This is a genomic window from Klebsiella sp. HN106 (assembly GCF_051209435.1).
Classification (GTDB): Bacteria; Pseudomonadota; Gammaproteobacteria; order Enterobacterales; family Enterobacteriaceae; genus Klebsiella; species Klebsiella oxytoca.
In genome coordinates this window covers 218,118-235,011 of the sequence record NZ_JBLURD010000005.1, presented here as the reverse complement: position 1 = coordinate 235,011, position 16,894 = coordinate 218,118, and the positions used below count along the sequence as shown (strand labels likewise).

At 55.8% G+C, this 16,894-nt stretch carries 14 protein-coding genes; 9 read left to right on the top strand and 5 right to left on the bottom strand.

The features are described from left to right. Nucleotides 1–182: 182 nt before the first annotated feature. Nucleotides 183–1,844, top strand: a complete 1,662-nt coding sequence (locus ACSIPU_RS15350) for a putative transporter (protein ID WP_004107165.1) — start codon at nucleotides 183–185, stop codon at nucleotides 1,842–1,844. Here ACSIPU_RS15350 and ACSIPU_RS15345 read toward each other — a convergent pair. Further along, nucleotides 1,812–2,558, bottom strand: coding sequence for a GntR family transcriptional regulator (locus ACSIPU_RS15345; RefSeq protein WP_196557628.1), 747 nt, complete (start codon nucleotides 2,556–2,558; stop codon nucleotides 1,812–1,814). The genes ACSIPU_RS15350 and ACSIPU_RS15345 overlap by 33 nt on opposite strands. A 341-nt stretch (nucleotides 2,559–2,899) precedes the next feature. On the opposite strand from ACSIPU_RS15345, the gene ACSIPU_RS15340 reads away from it, so the two are divergent. Further along, on the top strand, nucleotides 2,900–4,522 hold the full coding sequence (locus ACSIPU_RS15340; protein ID WP_004107161.1) for an alpha-glucoside-specific PTS transporter subunit IIBC: 1,623 nt from the start codon (nucleotides 2,900–2,902) through the stop codon (nucleotides 4,520–4,522). Then, nucleotides 4,519–5,841, top strand: a complete 1,323-nt coding sequence (locus ACSIPU_RS15335; RefSeq protein ID WP_004107159.1) for a 6-phospho-alpha-glucosidase — start codon at nucleotides 4,519–4,521, stop codon at nucleotides 5,839–5,841. Before ACSIPU_RS15340 ends, ACSIPU_RS15335 begins: the two co-directional genes overlap by 4 nt. On the opposite strand, the gene ACSIPU_RS15330 is transcribed toward ACSIPU_RS15335, so the two are convergent. After that, on the bottom strand, nucleotides 5,838–6,731 hold the full coding sequence (locus ACSIPU_RS15330; protein ID WP_016807678.1) for a helix-turn-helix transcriptional regulator: 894 nt from the start codon (nucleotides 6,729–6,731) through the stop codon (nucleotides 5,838–5,840). The two genes, ACSIPU_RS15335 and ACSIPU_RS15330, sit on opposite strands and share 4 nt — an antisense overlap. Nucleotides 6,732–6,906: 175 nt before the next feature. Between ACSIPU_RS15330 and ACSIPU_RS15325 the strand changes: the two genes are divergently transcribed. The 5 genes from ACSIPU_RS15325 (at nucleotide 6,907) to ACSIPU_RS15305 (ending at nucleotide 11,574) form a co-directional block, all read left to right on the top strand. Then, nucleotides 6,907–8,622 (top strand): solute:sodium symporter family transporter, encoded by a 1,716-nt coding sequence (locus ACSIPU_RS15325; protein WP_004107149.1) that lies wholly within the window; start codon nucleotides 6,907–6,909, stop codon nucleotides 8,620–8,622. Next, nucleotides 8,619–10,112, top strand: coding sequence for a sulfatase-like hydrolase/transferase (locus ACSIPU_RS15320; protein WP_004107147.1), 1,494 nt, complete (start codon nucleotides 8,619–8,621; stop codon nucleotides 10,110–10,112). The genes ACSIPU_RS15325 and ACSIPU_RS15320 overlap by 4 nt, the downstream gene beginning before the upstream one ends. 235 nt (nucleotides 10,113–10,347) lie before the next feature. Then, nucleotides 10,348–10,695 carry a YidH family protein gene (locus ACSIPU_RS15315; protein ID WP_004107145.1) on the top strand — a complete coding sequence of 116 codons (348 nt, stop codon included), beginning with the start codon at nucleotides 10,348–10,350 and terminating at the stop codon, nucleotides 10,693–10,695. After that, the gene (locus ACSIPU_RS15310) at nucleotides 10,685–11,047 is read left to right on the top strand and encodes a DUF202 domain-containing protein (protein ID WP_004107142.1); all 363 of its coding nucleotides are present in this window, start codon (nucleotides 10,685–10,687) and stop codon (nucleotides 11,045–11,047) included. The genes ACSIPU_RS15315 and ACSIPU_RS15310 overlap by 11 nt, the downstream gene beginning before the upstream one ends. Further along, nucleotides 11,044–11,574 (top strand): hypothetical protein, encoded by a 531-nt coding sequence (locus tag ACSIPU_RS15305; protein WP_023321807.1) that lies wholly within the window; start codon nucleotides 11,044–11,046, stop codon nucleotides 11,572–11,574. Before ACSIPU_RS15310 ends, ACSIPU_RS15305 begins: the two co-directional genes overlap by 4 nt. A gap of 53 nt (nucleotides 11,575–11,627) precedes the next feature. On the opposite strand, the gene dsdA is transcribed toward ACSIPU_RS15305, so the two are convergent. Together dsdA and dsdX are read right to left on the bottom strand one after the other, a co-directional pair. Further along, nucleotides 11,628–12,956, bottom strand: coding sequence for a D-serine ammonia-lyase (gene dsdA, locus ACSIPU_RS15300; RefSeq protein ID WP_004107134.1), 1,329 nt, complete (start codon nucleotides 12,954–12,956; stop codon nucleotides 11,628–11,630). A gap of 17 nt (nucleotides 12,957–12,973) precedes the next feature. Next, nucleotides 12,974–14,311 carry a D-serine transporter DsdX gene (dsdX, locus tag ACSIPU_RS15295; RefSeq protein ID WP_004116631.1) on the bottom strand — a complete coding sequence of 446 codons (1,338 nt, stop codon included), beginning with the start codon at nucleotides 14,309–14,311 and terminating at the stop codon, nucleotides 12,974–12,976. 223 nt (nucleotides 14,312–14,534) lie between these two features. On the opposite strand from dsdX, the gene dsdC reads away from it, so the two are divergent. Then, nucleotides 14,535–15,464, top strand: coding sequence for a DNA-binding transcriptional regulator DsdC (gene dsdC / locus ACSIPU_RS15290; RefSeq protein ID WP_004107132.1), 930 nt, complete (start codon nucleotides 14,535–14,537; stop codon nucleotides 15,462–15,464). A 124-nt stretch (nucleotides 15,465–15,588) separates the two neighbouring features. Here dsdC and emrD read toward each other — a convergent pair whose 3' ends face one another. Further along, the gene (gene emrD, locus ACSIPU_RS15285) at nucleotides 15,589–16,773 is read right to left on the bottom strand and encodes a multidrug efflux MFS transporter EmrD (protein WP_004107131.1); all 1,185 of its coding nucleotides are present in this window, start codon (nucleotides 16,771–16,773) and stop codon (nucleotides 15,589–15,591) included. Nucleotides 16,774–16,894 lie beyond the last annotated feature (121 nt).

Sequence of the window (16,894 nt, the reverse complement as noted above, 5' to 3'; positions counted from 1 at the left end):
TATCAGGCCCCGATTTTCGGGGCTTTTTTGTGCGTGATACACATTACTTTGTCCTTTCTTGTTGCGTTCAACAAAGTGGTCGTTGGCTGATCCCGTGATTATTGTGCGCCAGGCGGCATACAGCCTGGTGACTACCGGTCATAATCCTCATTGTGCGTAATGTTATACACAGGGAAGAGACGATGAGTGATATAGCATTGACCGTTAGCGTATTGGCGCTGGTGGCGGTAGTCGGATTGTGGATCGGCAATGTAAAAGTGCGCGGTGTCGGCTTCGGTATCGGAGGCGTGCTGTTTGGCGGTATTATCGTCGGCCACTTTGTAGACCAGGCGGGCATTACGCTCAGTAGCCCCATGCTGCACTTTATTCAGGAATTCGGCCTGATCCTCTTCGTGTACACCATCGGGATCCAGGTGGGGCCGGGCTTCTTCGCTTCGCTGCGCGTCTCTGGCCTGCGGCTTAACCTGTTCGCCATTCTGATTGTGATTCTCGGCGGTCTGGTTACCGCGGTCCTGCATAAACTGTTTGATATCCCTCTCCCCGTGGTGCTCGGGATCTTTTCCGGTGCGGTAACCAACACGCCTGCGCTGGGGGCCGGGCAGCAGATCCTGCGCGACCTTGGCGTGCCGCTTGATACCGTCGATCAGATGGGTATGAGCTACGCCATGGCCTATCCATTCGGTATTTGCGGCATTTTGCTGACCATGTGGCTGGTCCGGCTGTTCTTCCGCATCAACGTTGAGAAAGAGGCTCAGCAATTTGATGAAAACAGCGGCAATGGCCATGCGCATCTCCAGACCATCAACGTGCGGGTTGAAAACCCCAACCTGAACAATATGGCGATTCAGGATGTGCCGATGCTTAACAGCGACAAGCTGATCTGCTCGCGTCTCAAGCGCGAGGAGATGCTGATGGTGCCCGCGCCGAATACCCTGATTCAGCTTGGGGACCTGCTGCACCTGGTCGGGCGACCGGAGGATTTGCACAACGCTCAGCTGGTGATTGGCAAGGAAGTTTCCACTTCGCTCTCCACTCGCGGTACCGATCTGAAAGTCGAGCGCGTGGTGGTGACCAACGAAAAAGTATTGGGTAAACGCATTCGCGATCTGCACTTTAAGCAGCGCTATGATGTGGTGATCTCGCGGCTCAATCGCGCCGGGGTTGAACTGGTCGCCAGCAGCCATGCCAGCCTGCAGTTCGGCGATATTCTTAACCTCGTCGGCCGCCCGGAGGCGATTGATGCGGTAGCCGCCGAGCTGGGCAACGCCCAGCAAAAACTGCAGCAGGTGCAGATGCTGCCGGTATTTATCGGCATCGGCCTGGGCGTGCTGCTGGGCTCCATTCCGCTGTTTATTCCGGGATTCCCGGCGGCGCTGAAGCTGGGTCTGGCAGGCGGGCCGCTGATTATGGCCCTGATCCTCGGACGTATCGGCAGCATCGGTAAGCTGTACTGGTTTATGCCGCCCAGCGCCAACCTTGCGCTGCGCGAACTGGGCATCGTGCTGTTCCTCGCGGTGGTTGGCCTGAAATCCGGCGGCGATTTTGTCGCGACGCTGATTGAAGGCGACGGGATGAGCTGGATTGTCTACGGCATCTTTATCACCGCGATACCGCTGCTGACGGTGGGTATTCTGGCGCGCATCCTGGCGAAGATGAACTACCTGACCCTGTGCGGGATGCTGGCCGGCTCAATGACCGACCCTCCGGCGCTGGCGTTTGCCAATAACCTGCATGCCACCAGCGGCGCGGCGGCGCTCTCCTACGCGACCGTTTATCCGCTGGTTATGTTCTTACGTATTATTACCCCGCAGCTACTGGCGGTGCTGTTCTGGGGGATAGGGTAACGGGTGCTCCGTCCGGACGCGCCGCAGATGGTAGTCCACCTGATATTCGCTGGCGTTACGGAACATCACCGAGTAGTTAAGAAATTCGCCGCTGTCGCTGTAGGAAAGGGAGGTTATACGCAGCAGCGGCGTCTGTTCCGGCACGTTCATCGACTGCGCCAGCTGCCTGTCCGCCAGCACTGGCGACAGCGTTTCATAGTTACCGCTAATGGTTATTCCGCACTCCTTCTCAATGTAATCGAACTTCGATCCCTCCAGGTGCACCAGCGACAGATTGCGAAACAACTTTACCGGCATATAGCTGTCCTCCAGCATTAGCGGCTTGCCATCGACATAGCGTACCCGGCGCGAGAAGTAGATCCGTTCATCAATTTGTATCCGCAGCAGGCTGGCGATAGCCGGGGGCGCGGGCATCACCTCAAAAACCAATACCCGGCTGACCACCTCTTTGCCGTGCTTGCGCAGCACTTCGGCCAGTCCGGTTAGATTGCTGGTTTCATGATGCAGGTCTTTGCGGGCGACATAGGTACCGGAGCCGTGCCGACGCACCACCAGTCCCCAGCTGACCAGCAGATCGATGGCTTTGCGGATGGTCATGCGCGCAACGCCGAACTCTTCCGTCAGCTTTTTTTCGCTCGGTAGCGGGCTGCCAATATCGAAATCGGAAGAATTAAGCCGTAAACGTAATCTGTCGGCGATAGATTTGTAGATCACCAGTAGACCTCTATTAACGTTGTCACCATTCATGTCAGATAAAAAATTATCTATAAAAAACAAATTAATACTTAGCAAAAGAAAATATTAATCAGGCTGATGTAAATGCCATAATTCATCATGTCTAATTTTTTACAAGAAAGTAGACAACATTGATGTAATTAAAACCATGAAAGCGATCACGAATCGCAACGGCGCCGCATGTTGCCGCTCGGGCAAATTTCTATTCTCGTCCCAGGCCAGTACCAATAGTTACCCTGAATTATTCACCATTGTTCGTGGAGCATGCCGGGTATCAATAAGGCCACTCACCCTATAAGTTGTTACATGAGGATTTTCAAATGCTCAGTCAAATACAACGCTTTGGCGGCGCCATGTTTACCCCGGTTTTACTCTTTCCTTTCGCCGGGATCGTGGTGGGTATCGCCATTATGTTGCGTAACCCGATGTTCGTCGGCGAAGCGCTCACAGCACCCGATAGTTTATTTGCTCAGATCGTTTACATCATTGAAGAGGGCGGCTGGACCGTCTTTCGTAATATGCCGCTGATTTTTGCCGTCGGTTTGCCGATCGGCCTGGCGAAACAAGCTCAGGGCCGGGCTTGTCTGGCGGTACTGGTCAGCTTCATGACCTGGAACTATTTCATCAACGCCATGGGGATGACCTGGGGCCACTTCTTCGGCGTCGACTTCTCCGTTGAACCAACGGCAGGCAGCGGCCTGACGATGATGGCCGGGATAAAAACGCTCGATACCAGCATTATTGGCGCGATCGTTATCTCCGGGCTGGTGACCGCCCTGCATAACCGCTACTTCGATAAACCGCTGCCGGTGTTTCTGGGGATTTTCCAGGGCTCCTCGTTTGTGGTGATTGTCGCCTTCCTGGCGATGATTCCCTGCGCCTGGCTGACGCTGTTGGGATGGCCAAAAGTGCAGATGGGTATCGAATCCCTGCAGGCCTTTTTACGCTCGGCCGGGGCGCTGGGCGTCTGGGTCTATATCTTCCTTGAACGTATCCTGATCCCGACCGGTTTACACCACTTCGTCTACGGACCGTTTATTTTCGGCCCGGCGGTAGTGGAAAGCGGTATTCAGGTTTACTGGGCGCAGCATTTACATGAATTCAGCCAGAGTACCGAGGCGCTGAAAACCCTGTTCCCGGAAGGCGGATTCGCGCTGCACGGTAACTCGAAGGTCTTTGGTTCCGTGGGGATCGCGCTGGCGCTCTACTACACCGCAGCACCGGAAAACCGCGTGAAAGTCGCCGGTCTGCTGATTCCTGCCACCTTGACCGCCGTACTGGTGGGAATAACCGAGCCGTTAGAGTTCACCTTCCTGTTTATCTCGCCGCTGCTGTTTGCCGTCCATGCGGTGCTCGCGGCCACTATGGCGACGGTGATGTATATCTGCGGCGTGGTCGGCAACTTTGGTGGCGGCCTGCTCGACCAGTTCCTGCCGCAAAACTGGATCCCGATGTTCCACAACCACGCGTCGATGATGTTTATCCAGATAGGCGTTGGCGCATGCTTCACCGCGATCTACTTCGTTATCTTCCGCACTCTGATTCTGCGCCTGAACCTGAAAACGCCGGGCCGTGAAGAGAGTGAAATTAAGCTCTACAGCAAAGCGGATTACCAGGCCGCGCGCGGCAAAACCAGCGTTGCGGGGGCTACAGATACCAAACTGGGCCAGGCCGCCGGCTTCCTGCAGGCGCTGGGCGGAGCGGGCAACATCGAGAGCATCAATAACTGCGCCACCCGGCTGCGCATTGCGCTGGTCGATATGGCGAAGACCCAAAGCGACGACGTCTTTAAAGCGCTGGGCGCCCATGGCGTAGTCCGCCGCGGCAACGCAATTCAGGTCATCGTCGGCCTGCACGTTCCTCAGGTCCGCGACCAGCTGGAAACCCTGATAAAAGATTCTCTACAGACCGAACAAACCACCATGACGGAGGCAGTATCATGAAAAAATTCTCAGTTGTTATCGCAGGCGGCGGCAGTACCTTCACCCCGGGCATCGTGCTGATGCTGTTAGCGAACCAGGATCGCTTCCCGCTGCGGTCGCTGAAATTTTACGACAACGACGGCGCGCGTCAGGAGACCATTGCCGAGGCGTGCAAAGTCATTCTCAAAGAGCAGGCGCCGGATATCGCGTTCAGCTACACCACTGACCCGCAGGCGGCCTTTACCGACGTTGATTTCGTGATGGCGCATATCCGCGTGGGCAAATATCCGATGCGTGAAAAAGATGAAAAAATTCCGCTGCGTCACGGTGTGCTGGGGCAGGAAACCTGCGGTCCTGGCGGTATCGCCTACGGTATGCGCTCCATCGGCGGCGTTCTGGAACTGGTGGACTATATGGAAAAATATTCGCCAAACGCCTGGATGCTGAACTACTCCAACCCGGCGGCAATTGTGGCGGAAGCGACCCGTCGCCTGCGTCCGAACGCTAAAATTCTCAACATCTGCGATATGCCGATCGGTATCGAAGGGCGCATGGCGCAAATCGTGGGTCTTAAGGACCGCAAACAGATGCGCGTGCGCTACTACGGTCTGAATCACTTCGGCTGGTGGACCTCGATTGAAGATTTACAGGGCAACGATCTGATGCCGAAACTGCGCGAACATGTGGCGAAATTCGGCTATGTGCCGCCGTCAAACGACCCGCATACCGAGGCCAGCTGGAACGATACCTTCGCCAAGGCGAAGGACGTGCAGGCGCTGGATCCGGATACGATGCCCAATACTTACCTCAAGTATTATTTGTTCCCGGACTACGTCGTGGCGCACTCTAACCCGGAACGTACCCGCGCCAACGAGGTGATGGATCATCGCGAGAAAAACGTCTTTAGCGCCTGCCGGGCCATTATTGAGGCCGGTAACTCATCCGCGGGGGATCTGGAAATTGACGAACATGCTTCCTATATCGTCGATCTGGCGGCGGCAATTGCTTTTAATACCCAGGAACGCATGCTGCTGATTGTGCCGAACAACGGCGCGATTCATAACTTCGATGCCGATGCGATGGTAGAAATTCCGTGCCTGGTTGGCCACAACGGACCGGAACCGCTGACGGTTGGCGATATTCCGCACTTCCAGAAAGGGATGATGAGCCAGCAGGTCGCGGTGGAAAAACTGGTGGTGGATGCCTGGGAACAGCGCTCTTACCATAAGCTATGGCAGGCGATTGCGCTGTCGAAAACCGTGCCGAGCGCATCGGTCGCCAAAGCGATTCTTGATGACCTGATCGCGGCCAATAAAGAGTACTGGCCGGAACTGCATTAATCCTGCTGACCGGCATCCATAGGGTGCCGGTCATTCATTTTTAGCACCGCTGAGGGCGCATAGCCGAAGCGGCGTTTAAAGGCCTTGCTAAAATGAAAGGAGTCGAAGAAGTTCAGCATCTCCGCCACCTTACCCACCGTATTCCCCTCCTGCTTTAATAGCGACTGCGCCAGCTCAAGCTGGGCGTTAAGGTAATACTCCTTTGGCGTTTTGCCGGTATAACGCAAAAAGAGGCGCCGCAGCCAGGGTTCACTGCACTGCATAGCATCAGCCATATCGGCTACGCTCCAGCGCTTTTGCGGATTAGCGTGTAGAGCGGCAATCAGTTTTTCCAGCTTTTGCAGTTGACGATCTTTTTTGCCATTTTCGGCGATCAGGCAAATCCATTGATAAATGATTTTCGTGAGGTAGGCGACGGCCAGATTATTCTTTAGCGGATCGCGGTCAGCAATCAATAAGGCCACTTCATTGAGTTCCTTATTAAAAATATCGGCGTGATAAATAGTGCCGATTTGTAATACCGGAATAGGCATCAGCGTAGTAGGAATAAATTCCATCCAGTATTGTTCCCAGACCAATCCGGCGCAGTGATAGGATTTGATCTCGATGGGTTTTAAGAATATGACGCAGTTACCGTTTAAGGTTATTTCAGTGTGGTCTCTGAGATATATTTTACCACATCCCTGGAGCGTATATATCGCCACCCACGAGTTGGCGATAAGCGGTTTCTTTTTATCGCGCGGCCAGCTGACCCGGTAGCTTTCATCGGCCAGGGTATGCCATAGCGAGAGCAGTGAAATCCCGCTTGAGATCACATTTTCTTCCAGAACTAACGGAATGTTATACGTAGTTTCGTTTTTTACATGCGAAATCTGTATTTTTCCATTCATTTTAATTTCCCATCGGCCAATGATGCCTGCAACCTGATGAGGTGAATTTAGCAAGAAATAGCCTTGCAGGGATACATTGCATCTCGTTTTATATAAATCATCGCCTTACCTGGATAAAACGCTATTCCTCTGTACCGGATAGCGCCGGGATATAATGACAAATAAGGGCTTTAAGATGAATGCCATACAAATTTTGAGCTTTGTCGGGTTTACATTGCTGGTGGCTATCATTACCTGGTTTAAGGTAAGAAAAGCGGATACCGGCTCGCAGCAGGGCTATTTCCTTGCCGGCCGTTCGCTGAAAGCGCCGGTCATCGCCGCCTCGCTGATGTTAACCAACTTATCGACCGAACAGCTGGTGGGATTATCGGGCCAGGCTTACAAAAGCGGCATGTCGGTTATGGGCTGGGAGGTGACATCGGCGGTGACGCTGATTTTCCTGGCGCTGATCTTTCTTCCCCGCTATCTGCAGCGCGGTATCGCCACCATCCCGGACTTTCTGGAAGAGCGGTACGATAAAACGACCCGCATTATTATCGACTTCTGCTTTCTTATCGCCACCGGTATCTGCTTTTTACCCATCGTGCTTTACTCCGGCGCGCTGGCATTGAATAGCCTTTTTCATATTGGTGAATCGCTGGGCCTGACCCAGGGCGCCGCCATCTGGTTACTGGTGATTTTGCTCGGTCTGGCCGGGATTTTATACGCGGTAATCGGCGGCATGCGCGCGATGGCAATCGCTGATTCCATTAACGGAATCGGCCTGGTGATTGGCGGCCTGATGGTACCGATTTTTGGCCTGATGGCGATGGGGAAGGGGAGTTTTTTACAGGGTATCGAGCAGCTGACGACGGTACACGCGGAGAAGCTGAACTCTATTGGCGGCAGCAGCGACCCCCTACCGATTGGCGCGGCGTTTACCGGCCTGATTCTGGTGAACACCTTCTACTGGTGTACTAATCAGGGGATAGTGCAGCGTACCCTGGCGTCAAAAAGCCTGGCGGAGGGGCAGAAAGGGGCGCTGCTGACGGCGGTTCTCAAGATGCTCGATCCGTTGATTCTGGTGCTTCCCGGTTTAATTGCCTTTCATCTCTACCAGGATCTGCCGAGCGCGGATATGGCCTATCCGACGTTGGTCAACAAGGTCATGCCGCTTCCGCTGGTCGGTTTTTTTGGCGCCGTTCTGTTTGGCGCCGTTATCAGTACCTTTAACGGCTTTTTAAACAGCGCCAGTACCCTGTTCAGCATGGGAATTTACCGGCGCATCATCAATGAAAACGCCCAGCCGGAGCAGCTGGTGCGCATTGGGCGGAAATTTGGCCTTTTTATTGCGGTGATCTCGGTGATTGTCGCGCCGTGGATCGCTAATGCGCCGCAGGGGCTGTATAGCTGGATGAAGCAGCTCAACGGTATTTATAACGTGCCGCTGGTAACCATCATCATTATGGGCTTCTTCTTTCCGCGTATCCCGGCGATCGCCGCCAAAGTAGCGATGGGGCTGGGGATTGTTAGCTACATCACGATTAATTACCTGGTGAAATTTGATTTCCATTTCCTCTACGTGCTCGCCTGCACGTTCTGCATCAACGTGGTGGTGATGCTGGTTATCGGCTTCATTAAGCCGCGGGCGACGCCGTTTACATTCCATGATGCGTTTGCCGTTGATATGCAGCCGTACCGGCACGTGAAAATTGCCTCGGTGGGCATTCTGTTCGCGATGATCGGCGTTTACGCGGGCCTCGCCGAGTTTGGCGGCTACGGCACTCGCTGGCTGGCGGCGGTGAGCTACGCCATTACCGCAGCGGTCATTATCTATCTGATTTACAGCAGCTGGCGGGAACGCCGCTCCGCTCCAGCTTCCTATGCTATCGATGTGAAGGAAAAATCATGAGTCGCCCCAATTTCCTGTTTATTATGACCGATACCCAGGCTACCAATATGGTGGGTTGTTACAGCGGTAAGCCGCTGAATACCCAAAATATTGATTGTCTGGCCGCCGAAGGTATCCGCTTCAATTCCGCCTATACCTGCTCGCCGGTATGCACCCCGGCACGTGCCGGACTGTTTACCGGAATTTATGCCAACCAGTCCGGCCCGTGGACCAATAACGTCGCGCCGGGGAAAAACATCTCCACCATGGGGCGCTACTTTAAGGATGCGGGTTACCGCACCTGCTATATCGGCAAGTGGCATCTGGATGGTCACGACTACTTTGGTACCGGCGAGTGCCCGCCCGAGTGGGACGCTGACTACTGGTTTGACGGCGCGAATTACCTCGCAGAGCTGACCGAGGAAGAGATCGGCCTGTGGCGTAACGGCCTGAACAGCGTAGAAGATTTACTGCAGCATGGGATAGATGAAACCTTCACCTGGGCGCACCGCATCAGCAACCGGGCGGTCGACTTCCTGCGCCAGCCCGCCCGCGCTGACGAGCCGTTCCTGATGGTGGTTTCCTACGATGAGCCGCACCATCCGTTTACCTGCCCGGTAGAGTATCTGCGCAAGTACCAGGACTTTTATTATGATCTTGGGCCAAAGGCTCATGACTCGCTCGCCGATAAACCGGAACACCATCGCCTGTGGTCGCAGGCGATGCCCTCCCCGGTAGGTGAAGATGGGCGCTATCATCATCCGCTCTACTTTGCCTGCAACGACTTTGTCGACGATCAGATTGGTCGGGTGATTAACGCCTTAACGCCACAGCAGCGGGACAATACCTGGGTTATTTATACTTCCGATCACGGCGAGATGATGGGCGCCCATAGGCTCATTAGCAAAGGCGCGGCGATGTATGACGATATCACTCGTATTCCGCTGATCATGCGCCCGCCGCAGGGCGTACCCATGCAGATCGACGCGCCGGTCAGCCATATCGACCTGCTACCGACGATGATGGCGCTGGCGGGTATCCCTAAGCCCGATATTCTGCCGGGGGATAATATTCTTAACGCCGATACGTCGCGCGGGGTGATGGTGGAATTCAATCGCTATGAGATTGAACATGACAGCTTTGGCGGGTTTATCCCGGTGCGCTGCTGGGTGACGGATGAGTACAAACTGGTGCTTAACCTGTTTACCAGCGATGAACTGTACGACAGGAAAAACGACCCGGATGAGCTGTATAATCTTATTAATCGCCCCGATTTCGCCGACGTTCGCTGTCAAATGCACGATGCGCTGCTTAACTATATGGATAAAATCCGCGACCCGTTCCGTACTTATCAATGGAGCTTGCGTCCGTGGCGGCCGGATGCCCTGCCGCGCTGGATGGGCGCTTTCCGCCCGCGCCCGCAGGACGGCTACTCGCCGGTCGTGCGCGACTATGACACTGGACTGCCGACGCGGGGCGTGAAGGTGGAGGAGAAAAAACAGAAGTTTTGACGAGTTCAACGCGCGGGAAAAGAGCGCTCGTCAGGTATTGCCCGGTAGAAACGCGGACCCGCTGGGCCATAACTTGCACGATATGGCCGTCCATCATCGGCCTGATAGCCCGACTTTAAGCGGCTGTCAGGCCTGAACTTTCTCTGAAATGGGGCGATTATTAATGCCTTCGGCTTTGGCTCTCAGGTAGAATCGCCGGTATTTTACGCAATCGGGAACCCATCAAGGAGTTATGATGAAAATATCCCGCCTTGGCGAAGCACCGGATTACCGCTTCTCGCTGGCCAATGAACGTACCTTTCTGGCGTGGATCCGCACTTCTCTCGGCTTTCTGGCCGGTGGCGTTGGCCTCGACCAGCTGGCGCCGGATTTCGCCACGCCGCTGATTCGCGAAATCCTCGCTCTGCTGCTGTGCCTGTTTGCCGGCGGTCTGGCGATATACGGCTATTTACGCTGGCTGAGCAACGAAAAAGCGATGCGCCTTAAGCAGGATTTGCCCTATACCCGCACGTTGCTGCTGATCAGCATTCTGTTGACCATCGTTATCGTGGTGGTGATGGCGCTGGTGCTCTATGCCGGATAATCGTCGGGCGCGTCGTGAGAGCGATCCGGGGCTGCAGCCGGAGCGCACGTCGCTGGCCTGGTTTCGAACCCTGCTGGGCTATGGCGCGCTGCTGGCGCTGGCGATTAAGCACCACTGGCATCAGGCGGGGCTTCCATTCTGGATCTCGCTGGGCATATTGCCGTTCGTTGCCATTATCCTCTGGCGCTATACCCGCAGCCGTAATCTGATGAACGTCGAGCAAAGCGATTTTGCTCAGCCGCAGGCGGTTCGTGACAAATTTTTGATCGCATTCGCAGTACTTTCCCTGTCATTGTTGTTTGCTGTAACCCATATACGACAGGTGATTTTGTTTATTAAGGATGTGACATGACAGGATGTCAGGCTGACTACGGTGACGATCGGCACTGCGGCAACTGCCAGTCTCTGGCGAGCGATATTCCCGTGCAGGAAGTGATCATTCATCGTCAGGAGTGTGAACGCCCCGAGCTCGTCTACCATCAGTTGAGCGCCCAGGGGGCAGTGGCTATCAAGTTTATTCCCCATCTGCAGCCCGCCGACGCCCGTCTGTGGGGGGATTTTCTTTGCGCGGTTTTCGCGATTTGGGTCAAAGAAGATGCTAATCGTATCGTCGTGCCGCTTTTTGAGGCCACGCTGCGCGCATGGCGCGGCGAGTCAGTGCAGTATGCTAATAATCCGCCGGGGCCGGCCTGCGCTGGCTGCGCCTGGCTAAGATTATGCGGTGGGGGCTGCCCGCAGCTGCGTCTGGAGGATGGCTCCAATGCCCTTTGTGAGGGATACCGGCAGTTTTATAGCTGGAGCGCTCCCTATATGCGCGTTCTGCGCGATCTACTCAATCAGCACCGTTCGCCGGTTGAGCTTATGCATCTGCTGCGCTAAAAAAATGGCGACGAAAGAGGCTTCGTCGCCATCGTATTCCCCTTGCTGCAGGTTTACCGTCCTTTTGCCAGATACTGCGCCATCTCCTCTTCCGGCACCATGCCGCCGCCGGTTGCCCACACCAGATGGGTCGCATTGCGCATCTGCTCAGCGGTGAAACCGTGCATCTGCTGATACGCCTGGCTGGCGCAGACCCGCTGCGGCCCGGCCATGCCGGCCAGAGCGGATGGCTCCAGGCGAATACCTTCTTCTTCGGCTAACCAACCCAGCATATCGTACATGGTCTGGTCATCGAGAGAGTAGAACCCATCCAGCAGGCGCTCCATTGCCCGACCCACGAAACCGGAGGCGCGGCCTACCGCCAGGCCGTCTGCGGCGGTCAGATTATCAATCCCCAGATCCTGAACCGAAATCTGGTCATGCAGACCGGTATAGACACCCAGCAACATGCACGGGGAGTGGGTCGGTTCGGCGAAGAAGCAGTGTACGCTATCGCCAAACGCCAGCTTCAGGCCAAACGCCACGCCGCCGGGGCCGCCGCCAACGCCGCACGGCAGGTAAACAAACAGAGGATGACTGGCGTCCACTACGCGCCCTTCGCGGGCAAACTGCGCTTTTAGCCGCTCGCCGGCCACGGAGTAGCCGAGGAACAGGGTGCGCGAGTTCTCGTCATCGATAAAGAAGCAGTTCGGGTCGGACTCGGCGGCTTGCCGTCCCTGCTCAACCGCCACGCCGTAATCCTCTTCGTACTCCACCACCGTTACGCCGTGGCTGCGCAGTTTGGCCTTTTTCCACGCTCTGGCGTCGGCGGACATATGTACCGTCACCTTGAAGCCGATGCGTGCGCTCATAATGCCAATCGACATTCCCAGGTTGCCGGTGGAGCCAACGGCGATGCTGTACTGGCTGAAGAAGGCCCTGAACTCGGGGGTTAGCAGCTTACGATAATCATCGGTTGTGTTTAATAATCCCGCGTCGATCGCCAGTTTTTCCGCATGCGTCAGCACTTCATAAATGCCGCCGCGGGCCTTAATCGAGCCGGAAATCGGCAGGTGACTGTCTTTTTTCAGCAGCAGATCGCCGCCAATCGGTTGATGAAAGGTTTTTTCCAGCCGGGCCTTCATTGCCGGGATGGCTACCAGTTCTGATTCGATAATACCGCCAGTGGCTGCGGTTTCCGGAAAGGCTTCCGCCAGGTATGGCGCAAAACGATCGAGCCGGGCGTGGGCGTCCTGAACGTCTTCTGTCGTCAGGCCAACGTAGGGTAACCCTTCCGCCAGCGACGTCGTTGACGGGTTAAACCAGGTGGTTTCTTTCAGGGCTATCAGTTCCTCCAGCAGAGGAAACTGCGCGAGTAAATTGGTCATGTCAGCGTTTTTCATATTACGTCTCTTTGCGCTCAGATGATGAAAGAAAGCAGGAATGTACCGGCCAGTGCAAGCAGCGAAGCGATAAAGGTCGCTGTGGTATAGTATTTGAACGTTTCGTTAAGGCTTGCCCCGCAGTACTGCTTAACCAGCCAGAACAGGGAGTCCGTCACGATAGTGCAGCCAATCGCGCCGGAGCCGATGGCGATAGCGATGATTTCCGGGCTCACGCCGGGATAGAGCGGCAGCATCGGTGCGACGATGGCGGTTGCGCCCATCATTGCCACGGTGGCGGAACCGACTGCGGCATGCAGAATCAGCGCCACCAGCCAGGCCAGCAGAATCGGGTGCATATCGAGGTTCGACAGAATTACCGCCAGCGTATCGGCCAGACCGCTGGTCTTCAGGATGGCGTTGAAGGCCCCGCCTGCGCCGATAATCAGCAGGATATTGGCGATAGAGCCGAAGCAGTTTTCCGTATGCGTCAGCAGGGTGCTCATGCCCATATTCTGACGGATGCCCAGCACGTAATAGGCCACAAAGACCGCGATAAACATGGCGGTGATGGGGTTACCGATAAACTCCAGCAGCATATATAGCGTGCCGCCTTTGGTCATATTCAGTTCGGCGATGGTTTTTACCAGCATCAGGCCGATCGGCAGCAGGACGGTAAACAGGGTGGCGCCAAGCGAAGGCAGGGTCTCTTCTTTGCGCACTTCGAGATTGGCAAATTCAGCCGGAACCGCTTTAAACGGCAGGCGGTTGCCGAGCAGCCGCAGGAACAGCGGGCCACCGACCAGCGAAGCCAGCAGGCCCACCAGCAGACCGTATACGATCACCGTCCCGATATCCGCGCCCAGCTTATTCGCGACAAACAGCGCCGCCGGATGCGGCGGCACCACGCAGTGTACCGCCATCAGCGCCGTACACAGCGGGATGGCCAGCTTGAGCAGCGACGTGTTGGTCTTTTTGGCAATGGAAAACGCCAGCGGGATCAGCAGCACCACGCCTACTTCAACGAACAGCGTGATCCCGCAAATCAGGCCCACCAGCACCATAATGACGTCAGCGGACAGCCAGCGGCAGCGCTGAAGCGTCAGGCCGATACGCTCAGCCGCGCCGGAGACCTCCATCATTTTGCCGAGAATCGTCCCCAGCCCAATTACCGCCGCCAGGAAGCCCAGCGTGCCGCCAATCCCGCTCTCGATGGCGTTAACCATATCCAGCGGGCTCATGCCCATCATGGCGCCGACGAAAAAGCTGGCCAGCAGCAGCGCCAGAAACGGGTGAAACTTCAGTTTGACGATAGTTAACACAATCAACACGATGCTGATCAGCAGCGTGCTCACAACCCAGATCTGAGATTCCATACCCCACCTCGCCTGTGAATAATCTATCGCTATTGAACAGAAAAACGGCGCCTGCTGACAAACGATATAAACGGCCCTTCAGATGAACCAGATTGAATCAAAAAGGTGATTTTGCTCTAAAATTGTCTGTTATGTGTGCTATGAATCACTTTTATTCATCTTTAACGCGCAGCTGGCGCGAAAAATTTCTTACACTCGGCGGGGAATAGTGAAGGAGTAAGAGATGGAGACGCTAAAAGAGTTAGGCACTCGCCTGCTTAACGGCTGGCAGCTATCGAAGCTGTATACCTTTGAAGTCGCCGCCCGGCATGAGTCGTTTGCGCTGGCGGCGGAGGAGCTGTCGCTGACGCCGAGCGCGGTGAGCCACCGTATCAACCAACTGGAAGAAGAGCTGGGGATCCAGCTGTTTGTGCGCTCGCATCGCAAGGTAGAGCTGACGCATGAAGGTAAGCGGGTGTACTGGGCGCTGAAGTCCTCGCTGGATAGCTTAAACCAGGAGATTCTGGATATTAAAAACCAGGAGCTGTCGGGAACCTTAACGGTTTATTCGCGCCCGTCCATCGCCCAGTGCTGGCTGGTGCCTGCGCTCGGCGATTTTACCCGCCGCTATCCGTCGATATCGCTCACCGTGCTGACCGGCAACGATAACGTTAATATGCAGCGTGCGGGCATCGATCTGGCGATCTACTTCGATGATGCGCCTTCATCGCAGTTGAGCCACCATTTTCTGATGGATGAGGCCATCGTGCCGGTCTGCACGGCGAACTACGCGCGCCAGCATCAGCTACCGCAGAATCCCGGCAATCTTCGCCACTGTACGCTGTTGCACGATCGTCAGGCCTGGAGTAACGATTCCGGCACCGATGAGTGGTTCAGCTGGGCGCAGACATTCGGCATCGAGTTGCCGCAATCGTCGGGTATTGGCTTCGATCGTTCGGATTTAGCGGTGATTGCCGCGATGAATCACGTCGGCGTGGCGATGGGGCGTAAGCGGCTGGTGCAAAAGCGCCTGGAGAGCGGAGAACTGATCGCGCCGTTCGGCGAGATGACCCTGAAATGCCATCAGCACTACTACGTGACGACCCTGCCGGGCCGTCAGTGGCCGAAAATCGATGCTTTTATCCACTGGCTGCAGAGCCAGGCACAATTATGATGACCGGCTTAGTTTCATCCCGGTGGCGCTGTGTATGACCGGGCTACGGGTTTACCGCCGTCCGTCATTTTGTCGCCCGGGTAAGACGCGCCGCGCCGCGACCCGGGGAACCCGCAAAGAAGCCTTAAACCGGCTGCTGATGTTGATGAAACCGCGATGCCAGCGGCAGCCAGCACAGCAGAATCAGCAATCCCATCAGCATCATCAGCAGGCCGAGGCTGCCCTGGCCGGTTTGCGGCATCATCGCCGACAGCCACGCCAGCACGCCGGAACCGATGTTTTGTAATCCGCCCACTAACGCCCCGGCGGTGCCGGCAAGGAACGGGAAAGGTTCCATCGCGCCGCTGGTCGCCAGCGGAAACAGCATTCCTGCGCCAAAGAAGAACAGCGCAGCAGGAACCAGCAGGGTCCAGACGGTCATCACGCCCAGCAGGCCCGGTATCCACATCAGCACGCCCGCCAGCAGGCAGCAAATCACCGACTGCCACATCAGCGTCGGGAAGCGTTTGTTTGGCCGCCCGGCAAACCAGGCGCCAAAGAACGCCGCCGGAATCGGCAGAATAAACAGAATGCTGACCGACATACTGCTCAGTCCCAGCACCGCCCCCATCAGCACCCCGGAACAGGCTTCGAATACGGCAATGCCCGCGAGGCCGCCGATCAGCATCAGCAGATAGCAGTTGAACGCGCCGGTACCGAACAGCGTTTTATAGTTGGTGATGAGACGGGTGCGCGGTGCGCCGGTGGGCCGGGTTTCCGGCATCCAGCGCGCCATGCTGAAGGTGACGCCAGCGCAAAGAATCAGCAAGAATACGAAGCAGGCCCGCCAGTTCCACAAGGTATCAAGAATACCGCCAATCAACGGGGCCAGCAGTGGGCTTACCAGAATTCCCATATTCAGCAGGCTATTGGCGTGCCTGAGCTGCGCGCCTTCATACAGGTCACGCGGCAGGGTACGCGCCATCACGCCGCCGACGCCGGTACCCATTCCCTGCAGTGCGCTGGCGGCGATCAACACTGGCAGACTATGGGTGGTAATGGCAATCAGCGTCGCCAGCATAAAAATAGACATCCCAACGAGGATCACCGGACGCCGGCCAACGCGATCGGAGAGCGGGCCGTAGAAAAGCTGCGAGACGCCGTAGGTCAGCAGATAAGCGGCCATCACGCTCTGTACCGCGCCTTCACGCACGTTTAGCGATACCGCCATATCGGCAATCGCCGGGATATAAATGGTCTGCGCCATCTGGCCGACGGCCACCAGCAGTACCAGCATCAACAACAAATTGAAGTTCTTATGCCGTTTCATGTCGATGAATACTTTGTAGAAAGTTGAAGGTAAAGAATATGTGACTGGCACATCCGCAAAACGATGGAGGAATCTACCATATTAAAATGACAGAACAACCCTGTAAGGGGGGATTATCGGG